The organism is Reyranella sp., from assembly GCF_965229815.1.
Taxonomy (GTDB): domain Bacteria; phylum Pseudomonadota; class Alphaproteobacteria; order Reyranellales; family Reyranellaceae; genus Reyranella.
This window is the reverse complement of sequence record NZ_CBDDJN010000006.1, coordinates 1,213,711-1,238,963: the sequence shown is the minus strand read 5'-3', so window position 1 is coordinate 1,238,963 and position 25,253 is coordinate 1,213,711. Positions and strand designations below refer to the sequence as shown.

General features: G+C 68.7%; 19 protein-coding genes, 1 tRNA gene and 1 pseudogene. 9 read left to right on the top strand and 12 right to left on the bottom strand.

The window, feature by feature from the left end; genetic code table 11:
* The first annotated feature begins 104 nt into the window (after positions 1 to 104).
* Positions 105 to 197: transfer RNA gene (locus tag ACO073_RS17305), tRNA-Ser, on the top strand.
* On the opposite strand, the pseudogene ACO073_RS17300 reads toward ACO073_RS17305, so the two are convergent.
* From ACO073_RS17300 to ACO073_RS17285, 4 genes and pseudogenes are all read right to left on the bottom strand, one after another.
* Positions 189 to 518, bottom strand: a pseudogene (locus tag ACO073_RS17300) (transposase); the annotation flags it as partial. The gene ACO073_RS17305 and the pseudogene ACO073_RS17300 overlap by 9 nt on opposite strands.
* A gap of 62 nt (positions 519 to 580) precedes the next feature.
* Positions 581 to 1,969, bottom strand: coding sequence for a hypothetical protein (locus ACO073_RS17295; RefSeq protein WP_421998923.1), 1,389 nt, complete (start codon positions 1,967 to 1,969; stop codon positions 581 to 583).
* 635 nt (positions 1,970 to 2,604) lie between these two features.
* Positions 2,605 to 2,811, bottom strand: a complete 207-nt coding sequence (locus ACO073_RS17290) for a hypothetical protein (protein WP_421998922.1) — start codon at positions 2,809 to 2,811, stop codon at positions 2,605 to 2,607.
* A 114-nt stretch (positions 2,812 to 2,925) separates the two neighbouring features.
* Positions 2,926 to 3,810, bottom strand: coding sequence for a LysR family transcriptional regulator (locus ACO073_RS17285; RefSeq protein WP_421998921.1), 885 nt, complete (start codon positions 3,808 to 3,810; stop codon positions 2,926 to 2,928).
* Positions 3,811 to 3,927: 117 nt separating this feature from the next.
* Here ACO073_RS17285 and ACO073_RS17280 point away from each other — a divergent pair, with 117 nt between their 5' ends.
* Positions 3,928 to 4,287 (top strand): hypothetical protein, encoded by a 360-nt coding sequence (locus ACO073_RS17280; RefSeq protein ID WP_421998920.1) that lies wholly within the window; start codon positions 3,928 to 3,930, stop codon positions 4,285 to 4,287.
* 378 nt (positions 4,288 to 4,665) lie between these two features.
* Here the strand turns inward: ACO073_RS17280 and ACO073_RS17275 are convergent, their stop codons facing one another.
* Entirely contained in the window at positions 4,666 to 5,319 is a 654-nt protein-coding gene (locus ACO073_RS17275) for a 2OG-Fe(II) oxygenase family protein (protein ID WP_421998919.1), read from the bottom strand.
* Positions 5,320 to 5,417: 98 nt separating this feature from the next.
* Between ACO073_RS17275 and ACO073_RS17270 the strand changes: the two genes are divergently transcribed.
* Complete coding sequence (locus ACO073_RS17270; RefSeq protein WP_421998918.1) at positions 5,418 to 6,188, top strand: class I SAM-dependent methyltransferase; 771 nt, start codon at positions 5,418 to 5,420, stop codon at positions 6,186 to 6,188.
* Positions 6,189 to 6,275: 87 nt separating this feature from the next.
* On the opposite strand, the gene ACO073_RS17265 is transcribed toward ACO073_RS17270, so the two are convergent.
* The 4 genes from ACO073_RS17265 to ACO073_RS17250 form a co-directional block, all read right to left on the bottom strand.
* Positions 6,276 to 8,153, bottom strand: coding sequence for a TRAP transporter permease (locus ACO073_RS17265; RefSeq protein WP_421998917.1), 1,878 nt, complete (start codon positions 8,151 to 8,153; stop codon positions 6,276 to 6,278).
* Positions 8,154 to 8,166: 13 nt separating this feature from the next.
* On the bottom strand, positions 8,167 to 9,150 hold the full coding sequence (locus ACO073_RS17260; RefSeq protein ID WP_421998916.1) for a TAXI family TRAP transporter solute-binding subunit: 984 nt from the start codon (positions 9,148 to 9,150) through the stop codon (positions 8,167 to 8,169).
* A gap of 430 nt (positions 9,151 to 9,580) precedes the next feature.
* Positions 9,581 to 9,748: a hypothetical protein gene (locus tag ACO073_RS17255; RefSeq protein ID WP_421998915.1), complete on the bottom strand. Its 168-nt coding sequence runs from the start codon at positions 9,746 to 9,748 to the stop codon at positions 9,581 to 9,583.
* An 81-nt stretch (positions 9,749 to 9,829) separates the two neighbouring features.
* Complete coding sequence (locus ACO073_RS17250; protein WP_421998914.1) at positions 9,830 to 11,827, bottom strand: mechanosensitive ion channel domain-containing protein; 1,998 nt, start codon at positions 11,825 to 11,827, stop codon at positions 9,830 to 9,832.
* Positions 11,828 to 12,011: 184 nt separating this feature from the next.
* Between ACO073_RS17250 and ACO073_RS17245 the strand changes: the two genes are divergently transcribed.
* The 3 genes from ACO073_RS17245 to ACO073_RS17235 all read left to right on the top strand — a co-directional run bounded on the left by ACO073_RS17245 (position 12,012) and on the right by ACO073_RS17235 (position 16,152).
* A complete protein-coding gene (locus ACO073_RS17245) occupies positions 12,012 to 13,685 on the top strand; it encodes an N-acyl-D-amino-acid deacylase family protein (RefSeq protein ID WP_421998913.1) in 1,674 nt (557 codons plus the stop codon).
* 82 nt (positions 13,686 to 13,767) lie between these two features.
* Positions 13,768 to 14,400: a nitroreductase family protein gene (locus tag ACO073_RS17240; protein ID WP_421998912.1), complete on the top strand. Its 633-nt coding sequence runs from the start codon at positions 13,768 to 13,770 to the stop codon at positions 14,398 to 14,400.
* A gap of 78 nt (positions 14,401 to 14,478) precedes the next feature.
* Positions 14,479 to 16,152: a thiamine pyrophosphate-binding protein gene (locus ACO073_RS17235; RefSeq protein ID WP_421998911.1), complete on the top strand. Its 1,674-nt coding sequence runs from the start codon at positions 14,479 to 14,481 to the stop codon at positions 16,150 to 16,152.
* A 144-nt stretch (positions 16,153 to 16,296) separates the two neighbouring features.
* Here ACO073_RS17235 and ACO073_RS17230 read toward each other — a convergent pair whose 3' ends face one another.
* Positions 16,297 to 17,250, bottom strand: coding sequence for an SMP-30/gluconolactonase/LRE family protein (locus ACO073_RS17230; protein ID WP_421998910.1), 954 nt, complete (start codon positions 17,248 to 17,250; stop codon positions 16,297 to 16,299).
* Between the two features lie 102 nt (positions 17,251 to 17,352).
* Between ACO073_RS17230 and ACO073_RS17225 the strand changes: the two genes are divergently transcribed.
* Both ACO073_RS17225 and ACO073_RS17220 read left to right on the top strand, forming a co-directional pair.
* Positions 17,353 to 18,609, top strand: a complete 1,257-nt coding sequence (locus ACO073_RS17225; RefSeq protein WP_421998909.1) for a thiolase C-terminal domain-containing protein — start codon at positions 17,353 to 17,355, stop codon at positions 18,607 to 18,609.
* A gap of 14 nt (positions 18,610 to 18,623) precedes the next feature.
* The gene (locus tag ACO073_RS17220) at positions 18,624 to 19,145 is read left to right on the top strand and encodes a Zn-ribbon domain-containing OB-fold protein (RefSeq protein ID WP_421998908.1); all 522 of its coding nucleotides are present in this window, start codon (positions 18,624 to 18,626) and stop codon (positions 19,143 to 19,145) included.
* A 290-nt stretch (positions 19,146 to 19,435) separates the two neighbouring features.
* On the opposite strand, the gene ACO073_RS17215 is transcribed toward ACO073_RS17220, so the two are convergent.
* The gene (locus ACO073_RS17215) at positions 19,436 to 22,798 is read right to left on the bottom strand and encodes a carboxyl transferase domain-containing protein (RefSeq protein ID WP_421998907.1); all 3,363 of its coding nucleotides are present in this window, start codon (positions 22,796 to 22,798) and stop codon (positions 19,436 to 19,438) included.
* Between the two features lie 54 nt (positions 22,799 to 22,852).
* Positions 22,853 to 23,743 carry an alpha/beta hydrolase gene (locus ACO073_RS17210; protein ID WP_421998906.1) on the bottom strand — a complete coding sequence of 297 codons (891 nt, stop codon included), beginning with the start codon at positions 23,741 to 23,743 and terminating at the stop codon, positions 22,853 to 22,855.
* 159 nt (positions 23,744 to 23,902) lie between these two features.
* Here ACO073_RS17210 and oxlT point away from each other — a divergent pair, with 159 nt between their 5' ends.
* The gene (gene oxlT, locus ACO073_RS17205) at positions 23,903 to 25,177 is read left to right on the top strand and encodes an oxalate/formate MFS antiporter (protein WP_421998905.1); all 1,275 of its coding nucleotides are present in this window, start codon (positions 23,903 to 23,905) and stop codon (positions 25,175 to 25,177) included.
* Positions 25,178 to 25,253 lie beyond the last annotated feature (76 nt).

Sequence of the window (25,253 nt, the reverse complement as noted above, 5' to 3'; positions counted from 1 at the left end):
AATCCTTGAGGAAATCCAACCGCCGTTTGACTTGGGGCGGCCCCGCCGCTAGAACCGCCCCGCATCCGTCGTGGATATCGATCGCCGGGGTCTTAACGGGCTGCGGAGAGGTGGCCGAGCGGTCGAAGGCGGCGGTTTGCTAAACCGTTATAGGGAGATAATCCCTATCGAGGGTTCGAATCCCTTCCTCTCCGCCATTCTCTCCGGTGCTTACCCCGCAGATGAGCCACGGTGTCCCGCTCGGCCGCGGGCGCCACCATTTCTTGTCAGCAGGTCCTTCAGCGCCGCGTTGTCCAGCATAGTGTCCGCCAGCAGCCGCTTCAGCTAGGTATTCTCCCCGTCGAGCGCCGTACGCGCTTGGATTCCGTTACATCCGGGCCGCCGCATTTGCTCCTCAAGTTGTAGAACGTCGCCTTGCTGACCCCGCGCTTGCGACACAGATCGCCGCTTTTCACCCCGGAGTCGTGCTCCTTCAGCACGCCGATAATTTGGTCTTCGCTGAACCTCTTGCGCTTCATCGTCTGGTTCCCTCAAAAGGGCCAGACTCAACTTCAACCTGGACTGAGCGCCGGAGGTAACGTCACACCGGGTCGCTACAGACACGCAGGCGCACGGTGCCGCGGTTTTCCGCCCCTTTTGGTCGCTCCACCCAATCGCAACCTTCCCACCAGTGAGTCGATTGGCGGTCCGGATCGGCCGTGACCCAGTAGAGTGAATTCGGCTCCAGTCTCGGATGCGCGCGCGAGACCACGACAAGTGGGGCCGCCGCCGAGGCTACGGTCGTCCAGGACTCAATCGCCGCACCGGGCTTTCCACCGTCGTCGCTACAGAGCCGAATCTGGACCTCGGGGTTCCCTGTGCCAAACGCATACCCCAAGGTCAGGTCGCGGAGAATGCTGGCGACGTCCCCAGTTCGAAATGCACCCTGCCCTTCAGCATAGCCTGGCCCGTCTCCGTATAGACCGATGGAGTAATAGCCTGTGGTTGTAGACCACATCGAGTCCCAGACCAGCGGCCTGCTCGGATCGATGGTCCGCGCCACTCTTCGTGCGCCTTCCGGAGTCGGAAATATAGTGTAGAGCAACACATAGTGATTTTGATCCCCGTGGACTACCGGCTGCTTGTAACACTGGACTGAGATCAAGTTACCACCCTGGGTTGTTGGCGTTGGCTTGAGAGTGCATTCGTGGTCTGGGTTGGCGCCCGGGTGGATCCACCACTCGAGGTCGCCGGCGAATGAGTCCGAACTCATGTCGTACGTCATCTCGATCCCTAACTTGCCACCGGCCTGTCCCAACCCAGAGGCTCGCCACGTGTAGGCAAGCGCGCCAGCCTCTTCCATGGTGGAGTGCGCATGCTCCGTCATTATGGCCTCTGCGCTCTCGCCTCCCTGAATTTCCAGGCTGTCGTCCCAGGACGCCGATGTAATCTTGAGGTTCGTGTTCGGCACCGCGTTAATGAAGACCACTGAGGCAAGGTGCCCCTTGGCGGTGTTCCGGTGGATGTAGGCAGCCAAATTGGCGATAGCGATCACGGTGAACAATCCGGCAGAAACCGCCCAGCCGATCGCCGGGACCAAGCTGGCCGCCGCAGCGGCATCAATAGCGCCCGCTTCAACTGCGGCCTCGGCACCGCCGAGGTCTACTGCTAATTCATCGAACTGGACCTCTACTGGGGCAACCTCTTGCTCGCCCACATCTCCAATAGGACCAACCACATCGGGCATTTCCAGAGCAGCCAGGCGGTGGCCGACCTCGGCGAAAGCTTCCCGCGATCCACGCACACTCTTGATGTAGAGCCCGAGCGCAATTGCATTGCCGAGAACCCCGGCGCCCTCAATCAAGCCGTCCAATCCACGTTCCACACCGTCGCTCGACGGCAGTTCAACCTGAATATCGACTGACTGTATGGTATTCTTGAGCGGTCCGTTCTGTATGACATAGACGAGCTTGGCTGTCTGGGTAGTCATCGAAATTCCCCCTAGCCGCCAATAGGAATCGCACCCTTCCTCGGGGACGCTTCTGGACTGTGAACTCAACCCTTATGCCGGCGCGGGCGGTGCTCGAACCCGAGCGATCAACGGCAGGACTTCGGCGAACATCCGGCAGGTCACCGCGACCTCGGCCATCCGGAACGTGACACAACGGCCATGGTCGATGACCTTCGCGCCTATCAGTTGCAGAATGCGAACTAGAAAGTCCTGACGCGAGTATCGTTAAGATTGCAGCAACGACACGGATACGATTCTTTGTCGCCAAATCTTCTTAAGCTTTCTAAGTATGGGCCAATCGGTAAGGTTGCAATACATACATAGATACAACGTAGGTTAAGTCACGAATAGGTCACGCTCGCTCTAAGGACATGGTCAGGGTCAGACTTGTCTCCAGCCAATTGCGACGTTGGCGTGACCTGGCGCCCGGAACATCGATGGCGTTATCGAAGCTATCGTGGATGACGCGCGTCCACTCTGCGCGGGGTGACGTTGCAGAAGCTGTCTAGTCTAGATTCAGCAGACGTGCCGTTGCCCAGCCTTCTCCGCTTCTGCGCTGACGGCGAGACTGCCGACGGCAATGACGCGCAGCAGGGAGAGAATCATGGTAATGCTTATGCCGGTCTGGATTTCGTCCGCTCCCGCAACTGCTCCGCGCTCTTCTGCGTCGCCATGATGCGGCCCATCAGGTTCACCCGCCGGATGACCAGGCTGATGTTGCGCGGGTCGGCGTTCACGCGGGTCGACAGCGCGTTGAGGTCGTCACGCAACTGCGTGAGCGTCTTCTCCATCTCGGCAAGCTGTCGGTCGTCTCTGCGCATGGCCGGGGGCGCCCTCGTGTCGGGCGGCCAGCATAGCAGCGCCGGCGGCGGGCGGGACGTCGCTCCGGGCCCGCGCATGCAATTGATACAATTGTCTCCGGTCCGGTGTGCCCGTCACCCCGTGAGGATCGGCTTCAGGGCGGCCCGCTCGGACGCGACGAAATCGAAGAAGGCTTTCACCCGGGGCTGGCGCCTGGCATCGCGGTGCGCCAGCAGCCGCCAGGCGCGGGTCAGATCGCGGACGGGACCGAAGAGGCGGACCAGGTCGGGCTCGGAACCGCCCAGCGCGACGGGAAGCGCCGCGACGCCGACTCCGGCCTTCGCGGCCGACACGAGCCCGAGCACGCTGCTGCCCAAGGCGGCGTAGCGGGCGCCGGGGGCAACGCGGTCCAGCCAGATCGAGAGCCGGTGCCCGATCACGGACTTGTCGAAGCCGATCAGCGGATGGTGCGGCAGCTCCTCGACCGACGCCGGCGCGCCATGCTGCTCGACATAGGCGCGGCTGGCATAGACGGCCCAGATGGAATCCGCGACCTTGCGGCCGACGAGATCCGCCACGGTGTCGCCGGAGCGCAGGGCGACGTCGGCCTCGCCCTTCGACAGATCGACATAGCGATCGGCGAGGACGAATTCGAGGCGGATGCCGGGGTTGGCTCCGTGAAAGCGCTCCAGCAGGCCCGATCGCGCCAGCCTGATCGCGATGGGCTCGGGGCAGGTCAGGCGAAGAATGCTGGGGCGCGAGACGTCGTGGAACGCCCGCTCGAGGTCGGCGATGGCGGCCGCCACATTCTCTGCGGCACCGAGCACGGCCTGGCCGGTCTCGGTGAGCTTATAGCCGGCCGGCAGCCGCTCGAAGAAGCGGAGGGACAGCTGCGCCTCCAGCTCGGCGACATGCCGCTGCACGGTCGACTGGTTGACATCGAGGGCGCGGGCGGCCGCCAGCGTGCTGCCATGGCGGGCGACGGCGAGCAGGTACTTCAGGTCGTTCCAGTCAAACACCGTCTACCGGTCGTTCTGCGTGCACCGACTATGCACTTCTGCGGCTCCCTTTTGCAATCTTGCGGACTGGAACGGCGTCGGCGCCCGCGCAGGATGGGAGGACCGAGTGGAGGAACAATGAGGTCGATAGCCTTCCTTGCGGCGTGCCTGGCTTCGGCGGCCGCCCATGCGCAGAATCCGGTCGAGACCGACGGCGACAAGTACAGGGTGATCCTGGAGAACGATCGCGTCCGCGTGCTGGAGTACCGGGACCTGCCGGGTCAGAAGACCCACCGGCACCATCATCCTGCCTTCGTGCTGTACGCGCTCGGGCCCTTCAAGCGCACGATCACGCTGCCCGATGGCAAGGTCCTGGCCCGCGAGTTCAAGGCCGGCGACGCGATGTGGTCGGAGGAACAGACGCATATCGGCGCGAACGTCGGCGACACGCCGACCCACGTGATCATGATCGAGCTCAAGGAAGAGCCGCGGAAATAGTGCTGTCGAGGCCAGGGGACGGTCTCGCATGCCGTGGGGCTCAGGCCCGGGGCGGCGATGCCGACCTCACCCGGCCGGCCTCACCTCAGGGCGATGAGCTCCAGTCCCGAGGAGCCGGCGGCGATCGCGAGCCCGATGCCGAGGATCACGGCCGCGCCGACCGCGAACGAACCTGCGATTTCGAGGAAGTGCTTCATCGTCGTCCTCCATCCAGTCAGACCAGGGGGAGAGGCGGTACGCGAAGGGCAGGGCGCGGCCCCCGTCGGGGCGGCCACGACCGGGGCGAGCCTAGCGCAGCGGCGGGCCGGCTGCACGTGATCGTTGGGTGTCACCGGGCGCCGGCTCGGCACCGGTTCGGCGGGCCGCCGGCGGCCGGGGTCAGGGCGTCCGGAAGGGCAGGTTGCCCGGCCGCATGGGCACGGCCATCGATTCGGTGAATTCGCTGAACATGACGTTGAAGGCGATGCTGACGCGCTCCTGGTTGGTCGGGTTGACCGGCACGCCATGCAGCAGCCAGGAGGGGAAGATGATCAGCCGTCCGGGATGGACCTTCACCGTCATGCGGTTGCCGTTGAAGCGGGTGAGCTGGCGCGTGCGCGGCATCATGGTGGCGGCGCCGGGCCGGGGGTCGAAGAAGTCGATCGTGTCGGCGCCGGGCGGCGTGCGCACGTAGTAGACGCCGCTGAAATAGTTGTTGGGATGGGTGTGGCGGCTGTGGCCGCTGCCGGGCGGGCCGAAATTCGCCCAGCAGGCCGTGATCTCGTAGTCGCGATACTCGACCTGCAGGAAGTCGAGCGCCGCCTTGATGGCGCTGCGCAGGAACTTGGTGAGCTCGGCGAACTCGGGGCGGACGTGCATGTCGGTCTGGGTCTGCCAGAAGCCGCCGACCTCGAGATCGTGGGGACGCGGCGAGGTCAGGCGCTCGAGATCGTCGAGAAGCTGCCCGTTCAGCTGCTGGGCGGCCGGCGGCTTGAGGTCGATCGTCCAGACGGGCGTCGGAAAGAATTCCTGAACGCTGGTGTGTCCAATCATGCTCAAGCCCCCTTTCCGTTGCACGGTTTGTGCAGGCGTCCCTCTCGCTTGTCGAGACATTCTTTCGCTGCTGCAATGACCGGCCGTGGAACCGTGAAATGACGCAGGCCGACCCGACAAGCCCGCTCTCCGAGCGCCTCGCGACCGTCGAGCGGACGCTGCGCTGGCGTCCCCGGCGTCGCGAGATCGTGGAGACGCTGCGGGCTCTGATCGCGACGGTCGATGCGGACCGCCTCGAGCGGCTGCGCCGGGAGCATGAAGCGGCGAGCGGGCAGGCCTCGGCGGTGGCGGGCTACAAGTATCTCGACGTCGCCTTCTACACGCTGCAGAAGCTGATGGTGGCGCGGGCGCTCGGCCTGCACGAGGGACCGCGCCGCCGCATCCTCGACATCGGGACCGGCGGCGGGCATTTCCCCTTCGTCTGCCGCTTCCTCGGCCACGAGGTCGTGGCGCTCGACATCGACAATCCCGTCTACCAGGGCATCGCCGACTGTCTCGGGGTGGAGCGCACGGTGTTCCGCGTCGAGCCGGGAAGAAAGCTGCCGGCGCCGGCGGCGCGCTTCGATCTCGTCGTCGCCCACGACGTCACGTTCAACGACAGGCCGGACGAGGGCGGGCGGCGCGTCTACTGGTCGCTGGAGGAGTGGCGCTTCTTCCTGAACGATCTCGTCGCGAACCAGCTCCGCTATCCCGGCACGATCGACCTCAAGCTCAATCCCGAGTTCGGCCGCGATGCGTCGGGGGCCGAGATCCTCGCCCACAACCGCCTGCTGCTCGACCTCGCGGCGCGCCACGGGGCGGCCGTCGACCGCCGGCGCGGGACGATCCGGCTGGCGCTGGCCGGGGCGCGCACCTTCCCTCAGGCGTAGATCCGCATCACGCCGTAGGCGATCGTGCCGCCGAGCACGATCGCGGCGATCAGGGTCAGCACGGCGAGCTGGGCGCGGTCCATGGTCTCACTCCGCCGGACGGGGACTCTCGACGGCGCGCAGCTTCTGGCTCGCCACCGCGACCGCGAGCAGGACGAGGCCGATCGCGTCGGTCAGCGCATCGGGATCGATCAGCAGGAAGGCGGCGGCCAGCAGCAGGGCGCGTTCCACCCAGCCGGCGGCCCGCAGCAGGAAGCCCTCCATCGCGGCGGCGAGGGCGATGACGCCGATCGTGCCGGTGACGATGGCGCGCAGGATCTCGTCCCACGAGCCGGAGAAGAGCAGCGCCGGGTTGAAGACGAAGAAGAAGGGCACGATGAACCCGGCGGCGGCGAACTTCACGGCCTGCACGCCCGATCCCCAAAGGCTCGCGCCGCCGATCGAGGCGGCGGCATAGACGGCGAGCGCGACCGGCGGCGTCACGGCCGACAGGCAGGAGAAGTAGAAGGCGAACATGTGGGCGGCCATCGGCTCGACGCCGAGCTTCATGAGGGCCGGCACCAGGAGCGCCGCCTGCATGATGTACGCGGGCGTCGTCGGCATGCCCATGCCGAGGATCACGCCGGCCACCATGGTGATCAGCAGCGCGATCAGGAGCTGGCCGTAGGTGAAGTCGATCAGGAAGGCGGTGAAGCGCAGCGCCAGCCCGGTCTGCAGCACGATGCCGATCACGATGCCGGCGCTGGCGCAGGCCATGGCCACGGGCACGGTGTTGAGGGCGCCGTCGCGCAGCGCCTCGATGCAGGCGAGCGGCCTGAGGCCGGTGGAGGGCCGGATCCAGGAGATGACGATCAGGGCGGCGGTGGCGATGATGGCGCCGTAGGTCGGCGTGAAGCCCAGCAGCAGCAGGCCGAGCAGCACGATCACCGGCAGGAAGAGATGGGCCTGCCGGACCATGATCTCGCGCAGGATCGGCAGCTCCTCGCGCGGCAGCCCCTTCAGGCCCGAGCGCACGGCGTTGAAGTGGATCGCCGCGAACAGGGCGCCGTAGTAGAACAGCGCCGGGATCGCCGCGGCGATCATGACATCGGTGTAGCTGGCGCCCAGGAACTCGGCCATGACGAAGGCCGCCGCGCCCATGATCGGCGGCATGATCTGGCCGCCGGTCGAGGCCACCGCCTCGATCGCCGCCGCGGCCTCGGGCTTGAAGCCGGTCTTCTTCATCATCGGGATGGTGAGCCAGCCGTCGACCATGACGTTGGCGACGGCCGAGCCGGAGATCGTGCCGAACATGCTGGACGAGACCACGGCGACCTTGCCGGGGCCGCCGCGCGCGCCGCCGGCGATGGCGTTGGCGAAGTTCATGAAGAACTGGCCGGCGCCCGAGCGCTCGAGGAAGGTGCCGAAGATGATGAACAGGATGACGTAGGTCGCGGCGACGGACAGGGGCACGCCGAACACGCCCTCGGTGGTGAACCAGCTCTGGTCGACCGTGACCTCGGCGGTGAGGCCGCGATGGTGCAGGAAGCCCGGCATGCCCTGCCCGGCCAGGGCGTAGACGAGGAAGACCAGGGCCACGATGGGCAGCGAGGCGCCGATGGTGCGGCGCGTCGCCTCCAGCACCAGCAGCATGCCGGTGATGCCGACCGCCATGTCGAGCGTCGACAGCGAATCGGCGGTCGGGAAGCGGTTCACGATGTAGTCGTAGCGCACCAGCATGTAGCCGACGCAGGCGAGCGACAGCAGCGCCAGGCCGAGGTCGGACCACGGGATGCGCTCCTTCGTGCGCTCGCCGCGGGCCGGCCAGACGAGGAACGACAGGACCAGGCTGAAGCCCAGCGTGATGAACAGCAGGGCCTGCTGGTCGGGCGCGTAGATCGTCAGCCGCACGTAGATGTGGTAGGCGGACATCGCGACCGCCACGATGCCCACCACCAGACCGGCATAGCCGGCGAGCTTGCGCATCGCCCGCCTCCCGCTACTTCTTCAGCAGCCCCGCTTCGCGAAAGTACTTCTCGGCGCCCGGGTGGTAGGGGATGTCGAAGTTGGTCGCCATGTCGGCCGGCGTGACGTCCTTCATCACCTTGACGACGTTGGCGAACTCGCCGCGTCCCTCGACGATCGCCTTGGTCAGGCGATAGATCACCTCGGGCGGCACGCGCGAGGAGGCCATGAGGATGGTCGGCGACTGGAAGGTGTTGACCGCGGCCTCGATGCCCTGGTCCTTGTAGACGCCGGGCTTCACCGTGTAGCGGGCGAAGCCGGCGTTGATCTTCTTCAGCGCGTCGAACTCGGCCTCGGTGATGCCCAGCATGCGCAGCGGCATGGTCGAGCCGAGGTCGAGGACGAACGAGCCGGGGACGACGGTGAACCAGCCGGCGGCCATGGCCTGGCGGTTCTTCACCGCCTCGGCGTTGGAGGCGACCGGGCCGTAGCTCTTGGGGCCGAGATCGGCCAGCGTCATGCCGTTGATCTTGAGCACGTACTCCCAGCCGGCGGCCAGGCTGGTGTTGCCGCGCGCCGGCAGCGCCACCGGCTTGCCCTTGAGGTCCTTGACGCTCTTGATGTCGCTGCCCGCCGGCACCACGAGCTGCCAGACGTTGGGGTAGAAGTTGGCGACGAACAGCGCCTTGTCCGTCGGCTTGCCGGCGAACTGGCCGACACCGCCGCGGGCGTCGGCGACGACCGTCGTCATCGACCAGCCGATGTCGGCCTTGTCGGTGCGCAGCTTCTCCATGTTGACCAGGGCGGCGCCCGGCTCGACCTGCACGGTGAGGTCCGGATCGCGGCTGTGGACGACCTGAGAGATCGATGCCGCAAGCGGTGTCCAGCTGCCGCCGGTCGGGCCGGCGCTGAACACGACCTCGGCCTTCTGCGCCTGGGCGGCAGAGGCGAGGGCGGCGAGGGACGCGGAAAGCAGAACGCACGCGAGGCGCCGGGCGCCCGACATCTGGTTTGCCATCTTTTCCTCCCGTCGGCCGAAGCCGCATCGTCCTCGCCGTCCCGAAGCGCCAACCGGCGGTCGGGAGGACGGGCAACACGTTTCTTCTGCCTGCCGGAAAGCTAGCGGGCGTTCACGCGCACTGTCAAACGGGGATGGGGAGAAACCGCGGCGCAGGGCGACGATCGGGGGACAGAAGACTGCGCGTCGGGAGCGGCCGAAGGTGGGTCTCGCCCGACTGATGCGACCCGTGGGGGCCGCTCCCGGCGTGCCGTTCGCGAGGTGCCGCTATGCCGATGCCCGAACGCCTGCCTCGGCAATCATCGCGGCCCGTTGACCCGGTGGAAGCATGCAAGACCTCCGTGTCCAGTGGCCTCCGCGAATCGAGCCACCATGTGCCGCCGCTGTCAACGCCGGAAAGTCCAACCCGCTTTGGACCTTCGCGGTTCCGTCAGCGCAGGCGGTCGACGCGGCGACGGGCCTGTTCGAGGAAGTGTTCGGCCTCTTGCTGGCGCGGCGACAGCGGCCAGATCCTCCGCAGCAGGCGGTCCATCAGGGGCTTGCCCAACCCGATGATCACGGCGGCGCCGACGAGGCAGAGGATGTAGGTCAGGGCCATCGTGTCCTCCCTCGATCGATGATCGGCCCGGAGGCGGCGCCGGTCAATCGGATGCGGACCACCGACGGTTGAGGGCCGGGCTCACTCCGCGGCCTTGACCTCGGCCGCGGGCGGCGGCGCCGGAACGGCGGGCGGCGCCGGAACTGGCGCGCCGGGCATCGCGGCGCCCGGCATGGCGAAGGGGAAGACCGGCTGGGCGAAGCGGATGCCGAGCGCCGGGAAGGCGTCGTACATGCGCCGGATCGCCAGGCGCTGGACCTGGCTCGGGTTCTTGGGCTTGGCCATGAACTTGAAGCGGACGATGAGCTGGCTGTCCTTGATGTCGACGACGCCCTGCATCTTGAGCGGCTGGATCAGGATGGGCTTGAGGGTCGGATCCTCCATCAGGTCGAGGCCGATCTTCTTCACCGTCCTGCGCAGCAGCTCGACGTCGGTGCCGGGGGCGAAGGCGAGGTTGAACTTGATGACGGTCCAGTCGCGGCTGAAGTTGGTGATATGGCCGACCTGGCCGAACGGCACGATGTGAAGCTGGCCGTTCTGGTGGCGCAGCTTCAGGCAGCGCACGCTGAAGCCCTCGACGACGCCCTTCACCTTGCTGCAGTCGACATACTCGCCGATGCGGAAGGAATCCTCGGCCAGGAAGAACACGCCCGACACGACGTCGCGCACCAGCGACTGGCTGCCGAAGGACACGGCGAGGCCCAGCACCGAGGCGCCGGCGATCAGCGGCGTGATGTTGACGCCGAGCTCGGACAGGACGAGCAGCGTGCCGAAGATGGCGATGGTGACGCCGGACACGACGCGCAGCAGCGGCATCAGGGTGCGCAGACGCGAGGCGGCGACGCGGACCTCGTCCTCGGCCGTGCCGCTCACGTCGGCCGAGGGCAGCGGGTTGGCGGCGATGTAGGAATCCATGCGGAAGCGCAGGAAGCGCCAGAAGGCGTAGATGACGACCGCGGTCAGCGCCGCCATCTTGGCGCCGCGGTCGTGCACGGCCCAGGCCTCGGGCGTCTCGGCGCCCAGCACCCGCACCATCAGGGCGCCCGCGATCACGATCACGATGTAGAGGCGGACGGCCAGCCGCAGGCAGTCGGAGACGACGTCGCCGGCCATCGGCAGCTCGGTCCGGATGTGGCGCGTGAAGCGGTACATCGCCGTCTCGAACAGGAGCAGCGCGATCAGCGCCGTTTCGATCGTGTCCATGCCGTCGGCGGCCGTGTCGCTCCCCGCCAGCTCGCCCCAGAGCTCGGCCAGCCCGGTCGCGGCATAGAAGGCGAGGGCGAGGATCCACCAGTTGCGCGCCGCGTCGAGCTTGAGCTTCCGCGCCAGCGCGCCTTCGGAGACCATGGCGGCGAGCCAGGCCGCCATGTCGTGGCGGCGGGTCCAGACGATGGCGAGCAGCGCGAGCGAGACGGCGGTGCCCCAGAAGAGGATGGCGACGGCCGTGGCATGGGCGCCGGCGCCCGTCGTCAGCAGCGCCTGCTCGAGCCTGTCGGCGGTGAGCGGCAGCAGGATCATGAGGTTGAGGCCGAGCAGCAGCCGCCGCGCCATGGCGTCGTCGACCGGCGCGAAGCGGGCGCCCGGCACGGCGGGCCGCAGCCAGATTCGGAACAGCAGGCCGAAGGCCCGCCAGTGAACCAGGCCCATCAGGACCTGGCGGCCGAGCTGGCCCGCCATGGACTGCGGATCGCCGAGCTCGGCCAGCACGGCGCGGCCGGCCAGCCACAGCGCCACCAGCGCCCCGAGATCGATCAGCGCCGCGACCGCGACGGTGCGGAAGGACTCCGCCCCGTCGGTGCCGCCGCGCCGCAGGACCAGGCGTTGCAGCACCGCGCGGAAGACCGCCTCGGCCAGCAGGCCGGCGGCGACCAGCACCGCCAGGAGGAGAAGGGCGCGGCCGCCCAGCAGGCCGGGGAGGAGCGCCAGGTGCTCGGCGAGGGCGGGGCCGTGCCGCAGCGTGTGCTCGAGCCGCTCGGTGATCGTGTGCAGGAAGGTGCCGCCGGCCGGCGCCGCGGTGGCCTGGGCGAGCGCCGGGCTCGCGGCCCAGAACGCCAGGCCGCCGAAGCTGCCCAACGTCACCCGCAATGATTGTGTCATCGATCCCCCGAAAGCGTCGGGCCACTCTAGGCAAGATGGCGGCCGCCCGCCAGCCGCGCCGCGCCGGCGGAAGGGCCCCGCAAACGGGAGCCTCGGGCCTGCATTTCGCATGCGTGCGGGCCGCCGCGCCCGGTGTAGGATTCCCGTCAACCAACCGGAGGAAACGATGAGCTACGATCTCGTCATCAGGAACGGCATCGTGGTCGATGGCACGGGCGCCCCGCGCTATCAGGCCGATGTCGCGATCGCCGGCGGCAAGGTGGCCGAGATCGGCAAGGTCAGCGAGTCCGCGAAGCGCACGATCGACGCCGACGGGCTGGTGGTGGCCCCCGGCTTCGTCGATCCCCATACCCACTACGACGCCCAGATCTGCTGGGACGGCGCGGTCACGCCCTCGTCGTGGCACGGTGTCACCAGCGTGGTGATGGGCAATTGCGGCGTCGGCATCGCGCCCTGCAAGCCCGAGACGCGCGAGATCGCCATGCGCGACCTGGTGAACGTCGAGGGCATCCCGTTCGACGTGCTGAACAAGGGCATCACCTGGGACTGGGAGACCTTCCCGCAGTTCATGGACGCCGCGGCGGCGCGCAAGCCTTCGCTCAACCTCGCCTTCATCGCGCCGCTCACCCCGTTCCGCCACTACGTGATGGGCGAGGCCTCGATGGAGCGCGCCGCGACGCCGGAGGAGACCGCGAAGATCGCCTCCCTGATCGGCGAGGCGGTCGATGCCGGCGCGCTCGGCTTCTCCTCGACGACGCTCAACCAGCACATGGGCTTCGAGGGCAAACCGCTGGCCTGCCGCAACGCCAGCCGCGAGGAGATGAAGGCCTACGCCAACCAGCTCAAGCGGCGCGGCAAGGGCGCGATCGAGATCGCGCTCACCCGCCAGGTCGGCGTGCTGGAGCAGGACCAGTGCGAGCTGCTCGACTTCCTGCTGGAGGAGAGCGGCCGGCCGGTGACCTTCATCGCCCTGTTCGACCGCGACGACATTCCCGAGGCGGTGCGCGACACGCTGCGCCGCGCCGCGCCGATGATCGCCAAGGGCGCGCGGCCGCAGACCTCGCCGTTGCCGCTGACCCGCGAGGTCGACATGAAGAACCCGTTCGCCTTCGCCGCCTTTCCGGCCTGGAAGCGGGTGTTCGCCGACATGTCGAAGGAGGCGAACAAGCGCGTCTATGCCGATCCCGCCTTCCGCAACCAGTTCCGCGAGGACCTGAAGAACCCGACCGGCTTCAGCAACTGGGGCCGCATCGGCGTCTACAACGTGCGCAATCCGGCGCTCAAGCAGTGGGAGGGCAAGTCGGTGGCCCAGATCGCGCAGGAGCAGGGCAAGGACGGCGTCGACGCCTTCCTCGACCTGGTGCTGGCCGACGATCTCGAGTGCGAGCTCACCATGGCGTCGTGGAACACGCGCGAGGACCGCATGCGCGAGCTCCTGAACAACAAATCCATCCTGATGGCGCTGGGCGACGGCGGCGCCCATGTCGACATGCTGTGTGACGCCGGCTACCCGACCTACCTCCTGGGGACCTGGGTTCGCGAGAAGGAGGCGATCACCCTGGAGGAAGGAGTGCGCAAGCTCACCTCCGACCCGGCCGACCTGTTCGGCCTCGCCGACCGCGGCCGCCTGGCCAAGGGAGCGCCGGCCGACGTCGCGATCTTCGATCCCGCCAGCATCGGCTCGAAGAACCACGGCGAGCGCCGCTACGACCTGCCGGGCGGCGCCAAGCGCATCGTCATGCCCTCGAGGGGCGTCGAGTACACGATCGTCAACGGCGCCGTGACCTGGGACCAGGGCACGCTGACCGAGGCCAAGGCCGGCCAGGTGCTGCGCGGCTGATCATCGGAGCGCGGACCTCCAGGTCCGCCCTTCAAGAGTCATGAGCGGACCTGGAGGTCCGCGCTCCAAGGAGAGAAGAGACATGCCCGAGCTGTTCGAGATCATGGAATCGTGCCGTGCGATGCGGCGTCTCAAGCCGGATCCCGTGCCCGACGAGCTGATCGCGAAGGTGCTGCGCGCGGGCCTCTACGCGCCGAACGGCGGCAACAACCAGAAATGGCGCTTCCTTGTGGTCAAGGATCCCAAGATCAAGAAGGCCGTCCAGGTCATCTACAAGAAGGCCTACGACGAGGTCATCGGTCCGCGCTACAGCTCGAGCGCGCCCCCGCCGGGCAGCGACGCGGAGAAGTACCGCCGCCAGCACGCTGCCGTGGAGTACCTCACCGACCACTACCACGAGGCGCCGGTCTGGATCGTCGCCTGCCTGGAGGACGGCGCGGCTCCCAACCGCATGTCCGGCTCGTCGATCTATCCGGCGGTGCAGAACATGATCCTGGCCTGCCGCGCGCTGGGGCTCGGCACGACGCTGACCACGCGCCACATGATCTTCGAGAAGGAGGCCGATGCGGCGCTCGGCCTGCCCGAGGGCGTCCATTCCTACGCCATCCTCCCGATCGGCTATCCGATGGGCAAGTTCGGTCCCGTCGGCCGCGGCGCGATGAAGGAGTTCGTCTACCAGGACAAGTGGGGCCAGCCGTTCGCGGCCCTGCCGTAGGCGGCCCCGGCAAGACTGTCACTTCGCTCGGGATGACAGCGGCACCGTGTCCGCCACTCACATGACAGGAGACCGACCATGACCGCGACCTACGAGGCGCTGGTCGACGACCTCAAGGCGCTGGGCGTGCGCGAGGTCTTCGGCTTGATGAGCGACGACACGGCGGTGTTCGCCACCGCCATCGACAGTTCCGGCATCCGCTTCTACGGCGCGCGGCACGAGAACGCCGCCATCGCCATGGCCGAGGGCTACGCCTATGCGACCGACGGGCTGGGCGTGGCGGTGATCGGGCGTGGGCCGGCGACCGCCAACGGGCTGCACGCCGCGACCTATGCCAGCCGCACCGGCTCGCGCGTGCTGATCATCTTCGGCGAGGCCTCGACGCCGTCGGGCGCGCCGAACGGGATCGGCCCCGACTACAAGGGCTTCAATGCCACCGGCGTGCTGAGCTCGGCCGGCCTGCGCACCTTCGTGGCGTCGAGCCCGCGGACCGCACGTGGCGCACTGGCCGATGCCGCGCGGGCCGCGATGCAGGGCGGCGCGGCGGCGCTGCTGCTGCCGGTCAACGTCCAGCTCGCGGCGATGGAGGAGGGCGCCTCGGCGCCGCCTCCGGCGCTGCCGGCTGACCGCCCGCCGGCGGCGCCGCGGCCGCAGGCCATCGAGGCGGCGGCGGCGCTGCTGCGCCAGAGCCGCAAGCCGCTGATCCTGGCCGGGCTCGGTGCCCATCGTGCCGGCGCGAAGGAAGAGATCGTCCGGCTCGGCGACCGCATCGGCGCGCTGCTCGCCACCTCGGCGCGCGGCAAGGACATGTTCCGCGGCCATCCCGCCAATCTCGGCATCGTCGGCTCCTTCTCCCATTCGGCGGCGCGGCGCATGGTCGACCAGGCCGATGCGGTCGTGGTGTTCGGCGCCGGGCTCAACCTGCTCACCATGAGCTTCGGCCATTCGCTGCCCAAGGTGCCGCTGATCCAGGTCGACACCGATGCCGGCCATATCGGGCGCTGGCATCCGGCCGACGTTTCGGTCGTCGGCGACGCGAAGCTGGCGGCCCAGGCGCTGCTCGAGGCGCTGCCGCCGGGCTCGAACGCCGACCGGCCGTTCCGCTCGGAGGAGACGCTGGGCTTCCTCGCGGGCTTCGACATCGCCCGCGACTTCGAGCCGGCCAACACGGCCCGCACGCTCGATCCGCGGGCGCTCGGCGTGGCGCTGGAGACCTTGCTACCGGCCCGCCGCAATCTGGTCTACGACGCCGGCAACTTCCTCGGCATCGTGCCCTATCTCTCGGTGCCCGATCCCGGCCGCTTCAAGCTCACCAGCGACTTCGCCTCGATCGGGCTGGGCTTCGGCACCGCGCTGGGCGTCGCCCGGGCGAGGCCCGACGAGACCACGGTGCTGGTGATCGGCGACGGCGGCTTCCTGATGACCATGGGCGAACTCGAGACCGTGGTGCGCGAGGACCTGCCGCTGGTCATCGTCCTGATGAACGACTGTGCCTACGGGGCGGAGCTGCACTTCCTCAAGATGCGCGACCTGCCGGTGGCCAAGTCGGTATTCCCCGACGTCGACTATGCGCCGATCGCCGAGGCCTTCGGCTTCCAGGCTCTGACCATCCGCACGCTGGACGACCTGAAGAAGGCCGCTCCGCTGCTGGCGAAGCCCGACGGCCCGGTGTTCCTCGACTGCAAGCTGAACGCCGCCGTGGCCGCGCCCTTCATGAGCGAGTTCCACGAATTTGAAACGAGGAAACACTGACGGCCGCCTTCCTCCCCAACGCGGACTCCGCGTTGGGGAGGTGCCCGAAGGGGCGGAGGGGGCATGAGCGCCAGTGATGATGCTCATGACCCCTCCGTCGCCGTATGACGGCGACGCCTCCCCAGCTTCGCTGGGGAGGAAGGCCTAACCGCCCGCGACGCCGATCGCCTCGACGTAGAGCGCATAGACCGACTGGCTCGCGGTCATGAACAGGCGGTTGCGCTTGCGGCCGCCGAAGCACAGGTTGGCGCAGCGCTCGGGCAGCAGGATGCGGCCGATCAGCGTGCCGTCGGGTGCGAAGACCGCGACGCCATCCTCGCCCTCGCCGCCGGAGAAACCGGCCCAGACATTGCCCTCGGTGTCGCAGCGGATACCGTCGGCGAAGCCCGGCGTCTGGTCGAAGAACAGCCGGCCGTTCTTCGGCACGCCGTCGACCATGTCGTAGACGCGGGTGACGCGCGTGCCGTCGGGCGTATCGACCACGTAGAGGCGCTTTTCGTCCGGCGAGAAGCAGAGCCCGTTGGGACGCTCCATGTCGTCGATCGCGACAGTGAGCGAGCCCGTCGCGGGATCGAGCCGGTAGACGCGATAGGGCATCTCCTTCGGCGCCTTGTCGCCGAGATAGTTGCCGCGGATGCCCGCGCCGTTGTCGCTGAACCAGATCGTGCTGTCGGACTTCACGATCACATCGTTGGGCCCGGTGAGCCGCGTGCCCTCGAACGAGGCGGCCAGCACCGTCACCGTGCCGTCATGCTCGGTGCGCGTCAGCGTGCGGCTGCCGAGCTCGCAGGTGACCAGGCGGCCCTGGCGGTCGCGCGTGTTCCCGTCGGGATAGCCCGCCGGCTGGCGCAGCGTGGCCGTGGCGCCGGTGATCTCGTCCCAGCGCAGCAGCGCGTCGTTGGGAATGTCGGAGAACAGCAGGTAGCGCCCGTCGCCATACCAGGCCGGCCCCTCGGTGAAGCGAAAGCCGGTGGCGATGCGCTCGATCGCGGCCATCGGCACGACGAGGTGGCGGAAGCGGGGATCGAGAACGACGATGTCGGGATCGGGATAGCGGATCGGCGCCTGCGATTCCCAGCGCAACGGATTTGGGCTCACCTGACGGTCCTCCGGTTGAGCCGCACTGCGGACAGCAGGCGGCGCCGTTTGTCGCGCACCGTCGTATTGTATCCTCCAACGGTCAAGCAAAGGGAGGACGCCATGCCGATGCCGGCCGAGACCGACACTACGAGTCCGAAGTACCTGCGCGACAAGTACGCCATCGTGGGCGTGGGCGAGACGACCTACACCCGCGGCTCGGGGATCACGACCCGCGCGCTCGGGACCTGGGCCGTGCGCAACGCCATCGAGGATGCCGGGCTGAAGGCCGCCGACATCGACGGCATGCTGAGCTACCAGTCCGGCGATTCGACCTTCTCGACCTTCATCGCCGGCGATCTCGGGCTCAGGCTCAACTTCTACATGGACGTGTTCGGCGGCGGGTCCTCGACCGAGGCGCTGGTCGGCATGGCGATGGGCCTGATGGAAGCCGGCATGTGCAAGGCCGTCGTGATCTTCCGCGCCATGAACGGCTTCTCCCAGGTACGCATCGGCGGCACCGGCGCGCGCGCCGCGGCGCCGGTGTCGGGCGACGCGCTGCACATGCGGGCCTACGGCTGGCAGAGCGCCGGCCAGATGTTCGCGCCGACCTTCATGCGCCACATGCACGATTACGGCACGCGGCCCGAGCAGGTGGCGGCGGTCAAGGCGATCCACAGCGAGCACGCCTCGAACAATCCCAAGGCCTTCTACAAGCAGCGCTACACGGTCGACGACGTGCTGAACAGCCGCTTCATCTGCAAGCCGTTGCACCTGCTCGACTGTTGCGTCGAGACCGACAACGGCACGGCGCTGATCGTCACCCGCGCGGATCGGGCGCGCGACTGCCGCCATCCGCCGGCGCTGATCCGCGGGGTCGTCGGCCGCTGCAGCAAGCCGCGCACCGACATGCACTACCAGCATGGGCCGATCTCGACCGTGGCCGGCCACTATGCGCGCGACATCCTGTGGCCCAATGCCGGGGTCGGTCCCGAGGACATCGACGTCACGGGCTCCTACGACGCCTTCACCTTCACCACCATGCTGCAGCTCGAGGATTACGGCTTCTGCAAGAAGGGCGAGGGCGGCGCGTATGTCAGCGACGGCACGATCCGGCTGGGCGGCCGGCGGCCCAACAACACCAGCGGCGGCCATCTCTGCGAGGGCTACACGCACGGGCTCAACATGGTGATCGAGAACGTGCGCCAGCTCCGGCACGACGCCGACGATTCCTGCCCGGTCGGGCCGGACGGCAAGCGCCGGCACACCTACGACTATCGCGAGGGCGGCTGCCGCCAGGTCAAGAACGTGGAGCTGACCGCCAACCTGGGCTGGGCCAATCCCGGCACGGGCTCGGCCATGGTCATGCGGCGCGGCTGAGCGGGGAGGGGACGATGGGAATCCAGGGCACCTATCTCGGCATGCCGCTCGAGATCAACGATCTCGACGTCGAGAACCTCGCCTTCTTCAGGCACTGCGCGGCGCACGACTTCCACCTGCAGAAGTGCGAGGCCTGCAGCCTGCTGCGCTATCCGCCGACCACGGCCTGCCCGTGGTGCATGAGCCCGCGCTCGCAATGGGTGCCGGTCGAGGGCAAGGGCGCGGTGCATTCCTATACTGAGGTCCATCACGCCATCCAGCCGGCCTTCAAGGCGCACACGCCCTATCTCATTCTGCTCGTCGACCTCGATATCCAGAAGGGCAAGCCGAGCGAGCAGGAGGCGCTGCGGGTCGCGGGCAACCTCACGACCGCGGACGGCACGCTGGCGCCGCCCGACATGGTGAAGCGCGTCGGCATCGGCATGCGCGTGCGCATGGTCTTCGCCGACGTGGCGCCGGGGCTCGCCATCCCGCACTGGACGATCGACGAGGACGCCAAGCAGCCCGCCAAGCCGTGGCGCTACCCGCAGGAGTGACGGCGCGGCGGTCACCGCGCCGTCATCCTGAGCGCAGCGAAGGATCTCATGCCGGTTGCAAGCGGCGATGAGGTCCTTCCCTTCGGCCACGCTCAGGGCAGGCGCTGCGCTCAGGACGACAGATGGGGGCGAGCCTTGAGGCTCGGTGATCCTCGTCGGCCAGCCGTGCGCCGGCTTGCCGCTTCCTGTCATCCTGAGCGTAGCGAAGGATCTCATGCCGGTTGCAGGCGGCGATGAGGTCCTTCGCTGCGCTCAGGACGACAGAAGTGGAGGCCCGCGGTCGGGCAAGACTACGGCCTGAACTGCAGCGGCCGCGGCACCAGGCGTGATGGCTGGCTGACGATGCGCCAGGCGTCGGGGATCCACTCGCAGACCAGCCGGCGCGTGTCGCGCGGGTCGGCCATCTCCTCGACCTCGAAGCGGTTGAGCGGTTCGATCGGGCCGCGCACGCTTTCGATGCGGGCATTGATCTCGGCCCGGAGCGCGGCGGGATCGGCCGACTCGGCGAGCTGGCGCTTGTAGGCCGCCTCGATGCCGCCCTCGGGCGGGATGCCGCCGACGTCGGCCGACGGCCAGGCGATGCGCGTCGACACCGCCGAGCGCGGCGTCGCATAGTTGTTGCCCGCGACGCCGAAGCTGCGCCGCATCAGCACGGTGTAGATCGGCATCGTGACCTGGGCGAAGGCCACCATCCATTCGCCGCCCTTGCGGATGGTCCCGGCGATCTCGTGCTCGATCCCGACGGCGAAGCCCGGATTGTCGACCAGGTTCAGCAGCGGCAGGTGGAAGAGGTCGCAGAGATCGATGTGGCGCCTGAGCTTGTCGCAGCCGTCGGCGGTCAGGGCGCCGCCGTTCACGTGCCGGCTGTCCGAGGCGATGACGCCCATCGGGAAGCCGTTCATGCGGATGAAACCGGCGACCTGGTCGGTCCCCCACAGCGGACCGATCTCGAAGAACGAGTCCCTGTCGGCGATCAGGCGGATGGCGCGGCGGATGTCGAAAGTTGCCGTGCGCTTGCGCGGCACCAGGGTCAGGAGCTCCTCCTCGCGGCGGTCGGCCGGGTCGGCGCACCGCGTGACCGGCGGCGCCTCGTGGACGCTGGGCGGCAGGTAGGACAGGAAGCGCCGCGTCTGCGCCATCGCGTCCTCCTCGCTTTCGGCGAGGTTGTCGACCGACCCGTTGCGGCAGTGAATGTGCCAGCCGCCGAGATCCTCCTTGGTGACGTCGTAGCCCATGGCGTGGCTGACCACCGGTGGCCCGGCGACGAAGAGCTGCGAGATGTCGCGCACCATCACCGAGAAGTGGCCCAGCACGGCCTTGGCGGCGCCGATGCCGACCACGCTGCCCAGCAGCAGGTTGACCACCGGCACGGTGGCGAGCTGCTCGGTGTAGAAGGTGCTGCCGAGATGGCCCGGCAGGAACGAGCCGCCGCCGCCCACCACCCGCGGCCGCCCGGCCTTGATCGCGCCGGTGCTCTCCTTGACCGACGCGGAGCCGTCCTGCTTGGGCACCATGGTGGCCACACTGCCGCCGCCGGATGAGCCGTCGAGCAGGCGGATCGACGGCGCGCGCAGCTCGATCGCGAGCTTGTCGAGATAGCGCGACTTCTGGCCGATCGCGCCGTCGGCGTGGCCGCCGCGCGAGGTGAAATCGTCGGCGCAGACGATGCAGGCGCGGCCGTCGATGCGGCCCTGGCCGCCGACATGGCTGGCCGGCGTGAACTCCGCGACGTTGCCATCTTCGTCGAAGCTCGCGAAGCCCGCCAGGCTGCCGACCTCGCGGAAGCTGCCGGGGTCGAGCAGGGCGTCGATGCGCTCGCGGCAGGTGAGCTTGCGCCGGTTGCGCTGGCGCACCACGCCGGGATCGGCCGAGCCGGGCGCCAGCCGCTGGTGCGCGATCGCCTGCAGGGCGGCGACCTTGTCCAGCATCGGCTGCCAGCTCTCGTCGGGGCTCAAGGCCTGGACGGGTCGTGCAGCGCCGGCCAGCGGCCGGATGATTGCGAGGATCTGGCTGCCGTCGACCGCGTCGCCGACGGAAAGCGGCGCCAGCGCCGCGACGACGCCGGCACAGGGGGCCGTGACGGATGTCTCCATCTTCATCGCACTGACGACGAACAGGGGATCGCCCGCCCGGATCTGGCCGCCCTCCCGCACCTTGATGTCGACCAGGGAGCCGGCGTGGGGGCTCTCGACTGCCTCATGGCCGGGCGGCACCGGCAGCGGGCGCGGTGGCGCTGCCTTGGCAGCGCCGCGCCCCAGCGCGGCGGCCTGCTGGTCGAGGAACGACAGGGTGCCCGACTTGCTCCGCGGCGCTTCCAGCGCGTCGGCCAGCAGCGTGGTGCGCGCATTGCCGGCGCGGAACTCGGCGTGGGCCAGGATGGCGCGCAGCTGGTCGCGGTTGGTCGGGACGCCCACGATCTGGAACTCGTCGAGGGCGCGCTCGGTGCGCTCGACGGCCGAGGTGAAGCTGCCCGACGAGCTCGACTGGCAGATCAGCTTGGCCAGCAGCGGATCGAACTGCGGCGGCGGGGCCAGCCCGACATAGCCGCAGGCGTCGACGCGGACGCCGGGCCCCGTGGGTTCGCGGTAGGCCGTGAGCGTGCCGGCGCCCTGCGCTACCACGCGGGCCTGGATGGCGAAGCCGCGCGGCGTGCCGACCGCCGTCTGGTCGGCGAGGCCCAGCGCCTCCAGGGTGCCACCGGCGGCGATGCGGAACTGCGTCTCGACCAGATCCAGGCCCATGACCTGCTCGGTGATGGTGTGCTCGACCTGGATGCGCGGATTGCACTCGATGAAGAAGTGCTCGCCGGTCTCGGGCGCGACCAGGAACTCGACGGTGCCGGCATTGGCGTAGCCCGCGGCGCGGGCGAGGGTCACGGCGTCGTCGAGGATGCGCCGGCGCAGGGCCGGGTCGAGGTTCGGCGCCGGCGCCACCTCGACGACCTTCTGGTTGCGCAACTGGACGGAGCAATCGCGCTCGAAGAGATGCACGACGTTGCCGTGGCCGTCGCCCAGCACCTGGACCTCGATGTGGCGCGGCCGGGGGACGATCTTCTCGAGGAACAGCGCGCTGTCCCCGAACGCGGCTTCGGCCTCGCCCTGGCAGCGGGCGAAGGCCTCGTCCATTTCCTCCGGGCGGGACACGAGACGCATGCCGCGCCCGCCGCCGCCGGCCGCGGCCTTGAGCATCACCGGGTAGCCGATGGACTGGGCGACGGACCGTGCCTCCGCCGCCGAGGCGAGCTTGGGCGCACCGGGCACGACCGGAATGCCCTGCTCCTGCGCGAACGCGCGCGCGGCGACCTTGTCGCCGAAAAGCTTCAGGCTGGCGGGCGAGGGGCCGACGAAGGTGAGGCCCTCGGCGGCGCAGCGCTCGGCGAAACGGGCATTCTCCGACAGAAAGCCATAGCCGGGATGGACGCAGTCCGCGCCGCTCGCCTTGGCCGCGGCGATGACGGCGTCGATGTCGAGGTAGCCGCGCACCGCATCGCCGCCTGCACCGATCTCATGCGCCGTCCCGGCGAGCTTGGTGTGCAAGGATGCCGAATCGGCGGCCGTGAACACCGCGGCGGAGTCGATGCCGAGCGACGAGGCCGCCCGGGCGATGCGAATGGCGATCTCGCCGCGGTTGGCGATCAGGACACGTTTGAACATCGCGGTCCTCACTGGGGCTGTCGGTAGACGCGCCGGGCCGTGCCGCTGGACGCGTCAGGCCGTCCTGGCGCGAATGAAGGTGCCGATCTCGATGCAGCCGTCCCGACCCTCCGACAGGACCGGGGCGAACAGCGGGAAGACGTGCACCATGTTCGGCCAGACCGACAGCCGGACATCGACGCCGGCGGCGTGGAGCTTCTCGGCGATCCGGGTCGCGTCGTCGAGCAGGGTCTCGGCGGTACCGACCTGGACCAGCACCGGCGGCAGGCCGGCAAGGTCGGCGTGCAGCGGCGCGGCGAGCGGCGCCTTCGCGTCCTTGCCCGCGAGGTACATCTCCGCCATCCACGAGAGGCCCGGCTTCTGCACCATCGGATCCTGCGCCGCGCGCGCGGTGATGCTGTTGCCCACGCCTTCGAGATCGACCCAGGGCGAGATCGCCGCGGCGCAGGCCGGCAGGCCGAGCTTGCGGTCGCGCAGGTTGACCAGGGTGGCGATGGTGAGGCCGCCGCCCGCCGAATCGCCCGCGACCGCCAGCCGGTTCGGGGCAAGGCCCTGTTCCAGCAGCCAGCTCCAGGCCGCGGCGGCGTCGTCGACGGCGGCGGGGAAGGGATGCTCGGGCGCCAGCCGGTAGTCGATCACCAGCACGCGGGCGCCCGAGGCGGCCGAGAGGTCGTAGGCCAGCCGGCGATGGGTGTTGATCGAGCCGATGGCATAGCCGCCGCCGTGCAGGTAGAGCACCGCGCGGCGGGGATCGCCGCCCGGCGCCATCACCCATTCGGCCGGCACGCCGCCGGCATCCACCGCCTCGCAGATCGCGTCGGGCGCGCCGCCCAGGAAGTCCGCCATCTTCTCGAAGCGGGCCCGCGCGGCCGCGACATCGCGGTCGTCGGGCGTCGGGCGGGCGCGCAGCAGGCCGACGAGGTTGTCGAGCTGGGAAGCCGTCATGGATCGCATTCCTCCGAAATCGTTTCAGCGACCTTCCGACAGTCGCCGCCGCGCGGCAAGGCTGGCGGGGGCATGTTGCGGTTCCGTGTCCGGCCTGTGAAACGGGCCGCCGCGGGAATCGATGTCCAAGCGCAAAACTAGCGCTAGAATGACGGTCGCATGGTCCTTTCCGATTCCGGTCGCCGGTCGACCGGGCTGCTGAACAATCGCTGGCTGCAGCTGGCGGCCGGCATCGTCTGCATGGTGATGATCTCCAGCCTCCAGCACGGCTGGACGCTCTTCGTGCACCCCATCGACGAAAAGTACGCCTGGGGCCGAGCCGCCATCCAGGTCGCCTTCACCATCTTCATCCTGACCGAGACCTGGCTCGTGCCCTTCGAGGGCTGGTTCGTCGACCGGTTCGGCCCGCGGCCGGTCGCCCTGCTGGGCGGCGTGCTGGTCGCGGTGGCCTGGAGCCTGAACTCGGTCGCCGATTCGCTGGCGCTGCTCTATCTCGGCGCAGCGCTGGGCGGGATCGGCGCCGGCTGCGTCTACGGCACCTGCCTCGGCAACGCCCTGAAATGGTTTCCCGACCGCCGAGGGCTGGCGGCAGGCTTGACGGTCGCGGGCTACGGCTTCGGATCGGGCCTGACCGTGATACCGCTGCACGCCACGATCGAGGTCCACGGTTTCGAGGCCGCCTTCCTGTGGTTCGGGTTGGGGCAGGGCATCGTGGTCGTGTTGGCCTCTTTGCTGCTGGTTAAGCCGGCGAAAGGCCTCGTGCTGCCGGCACCGCACGTTCCCCAGTCCGTCCGCGACTTCGCGCCGCGCGAGGTGCTGCAGTCACCACTGTTCTGGCTTCTGTTCGTGATGTCGCTGCTGGTGACGGCGGCGGGCCTCACCTTCACCGCGCATCTCGCCACCATCGCCATCGACTTCAGGATCGCCGACGTCGACGTCACGCTGCTGGGCGTGACGCTGCCGGCGCTCACCTTCGCGCTCACCCTCGACCGCATCGCCAACGGCGTGGCGCGACCCCTGTGCGGGTGGCTGTCCGACTATATCGGTCGCGAGAACGCGATGTTCCTGGCTTTCTCACTCGGGGCGGCCAGCATCTTCGCCTTTGCGCGCTGGGGCGACCACCCCGTTCTGTTCGTGCTGCTGGCCAGCACGGTGTTCTTCGCCTGGGGCGAGGTGGCGAGCCTCTTTCCGTCGGCCTGCACCGACTATTTCGGCTCGGCCTTCGCCACGACGAATGCCGGCATGCTGCATACGGCCAAGGGGTTGGCCGCCATCCTGGTGCCCCTGGTCGAACCCGTCGTGATGGCGACGGGAAGCTGGCAGACGGTGTTCGCCGTCGCTGTGGGCATGAACGTCGTTGCGGCCATCCTGGCGATCTTCGTGCTGCGGCCGATGCGGGCCGCGCGACTCAAGAGCGTCGCCGTGGCGGCGTAGCGCGTGATGACATTGGATCGACTCATTGCTGGGGGCGCGCCATTCCGTGGCGCGTCTTCGTATCGAGATCCCATGA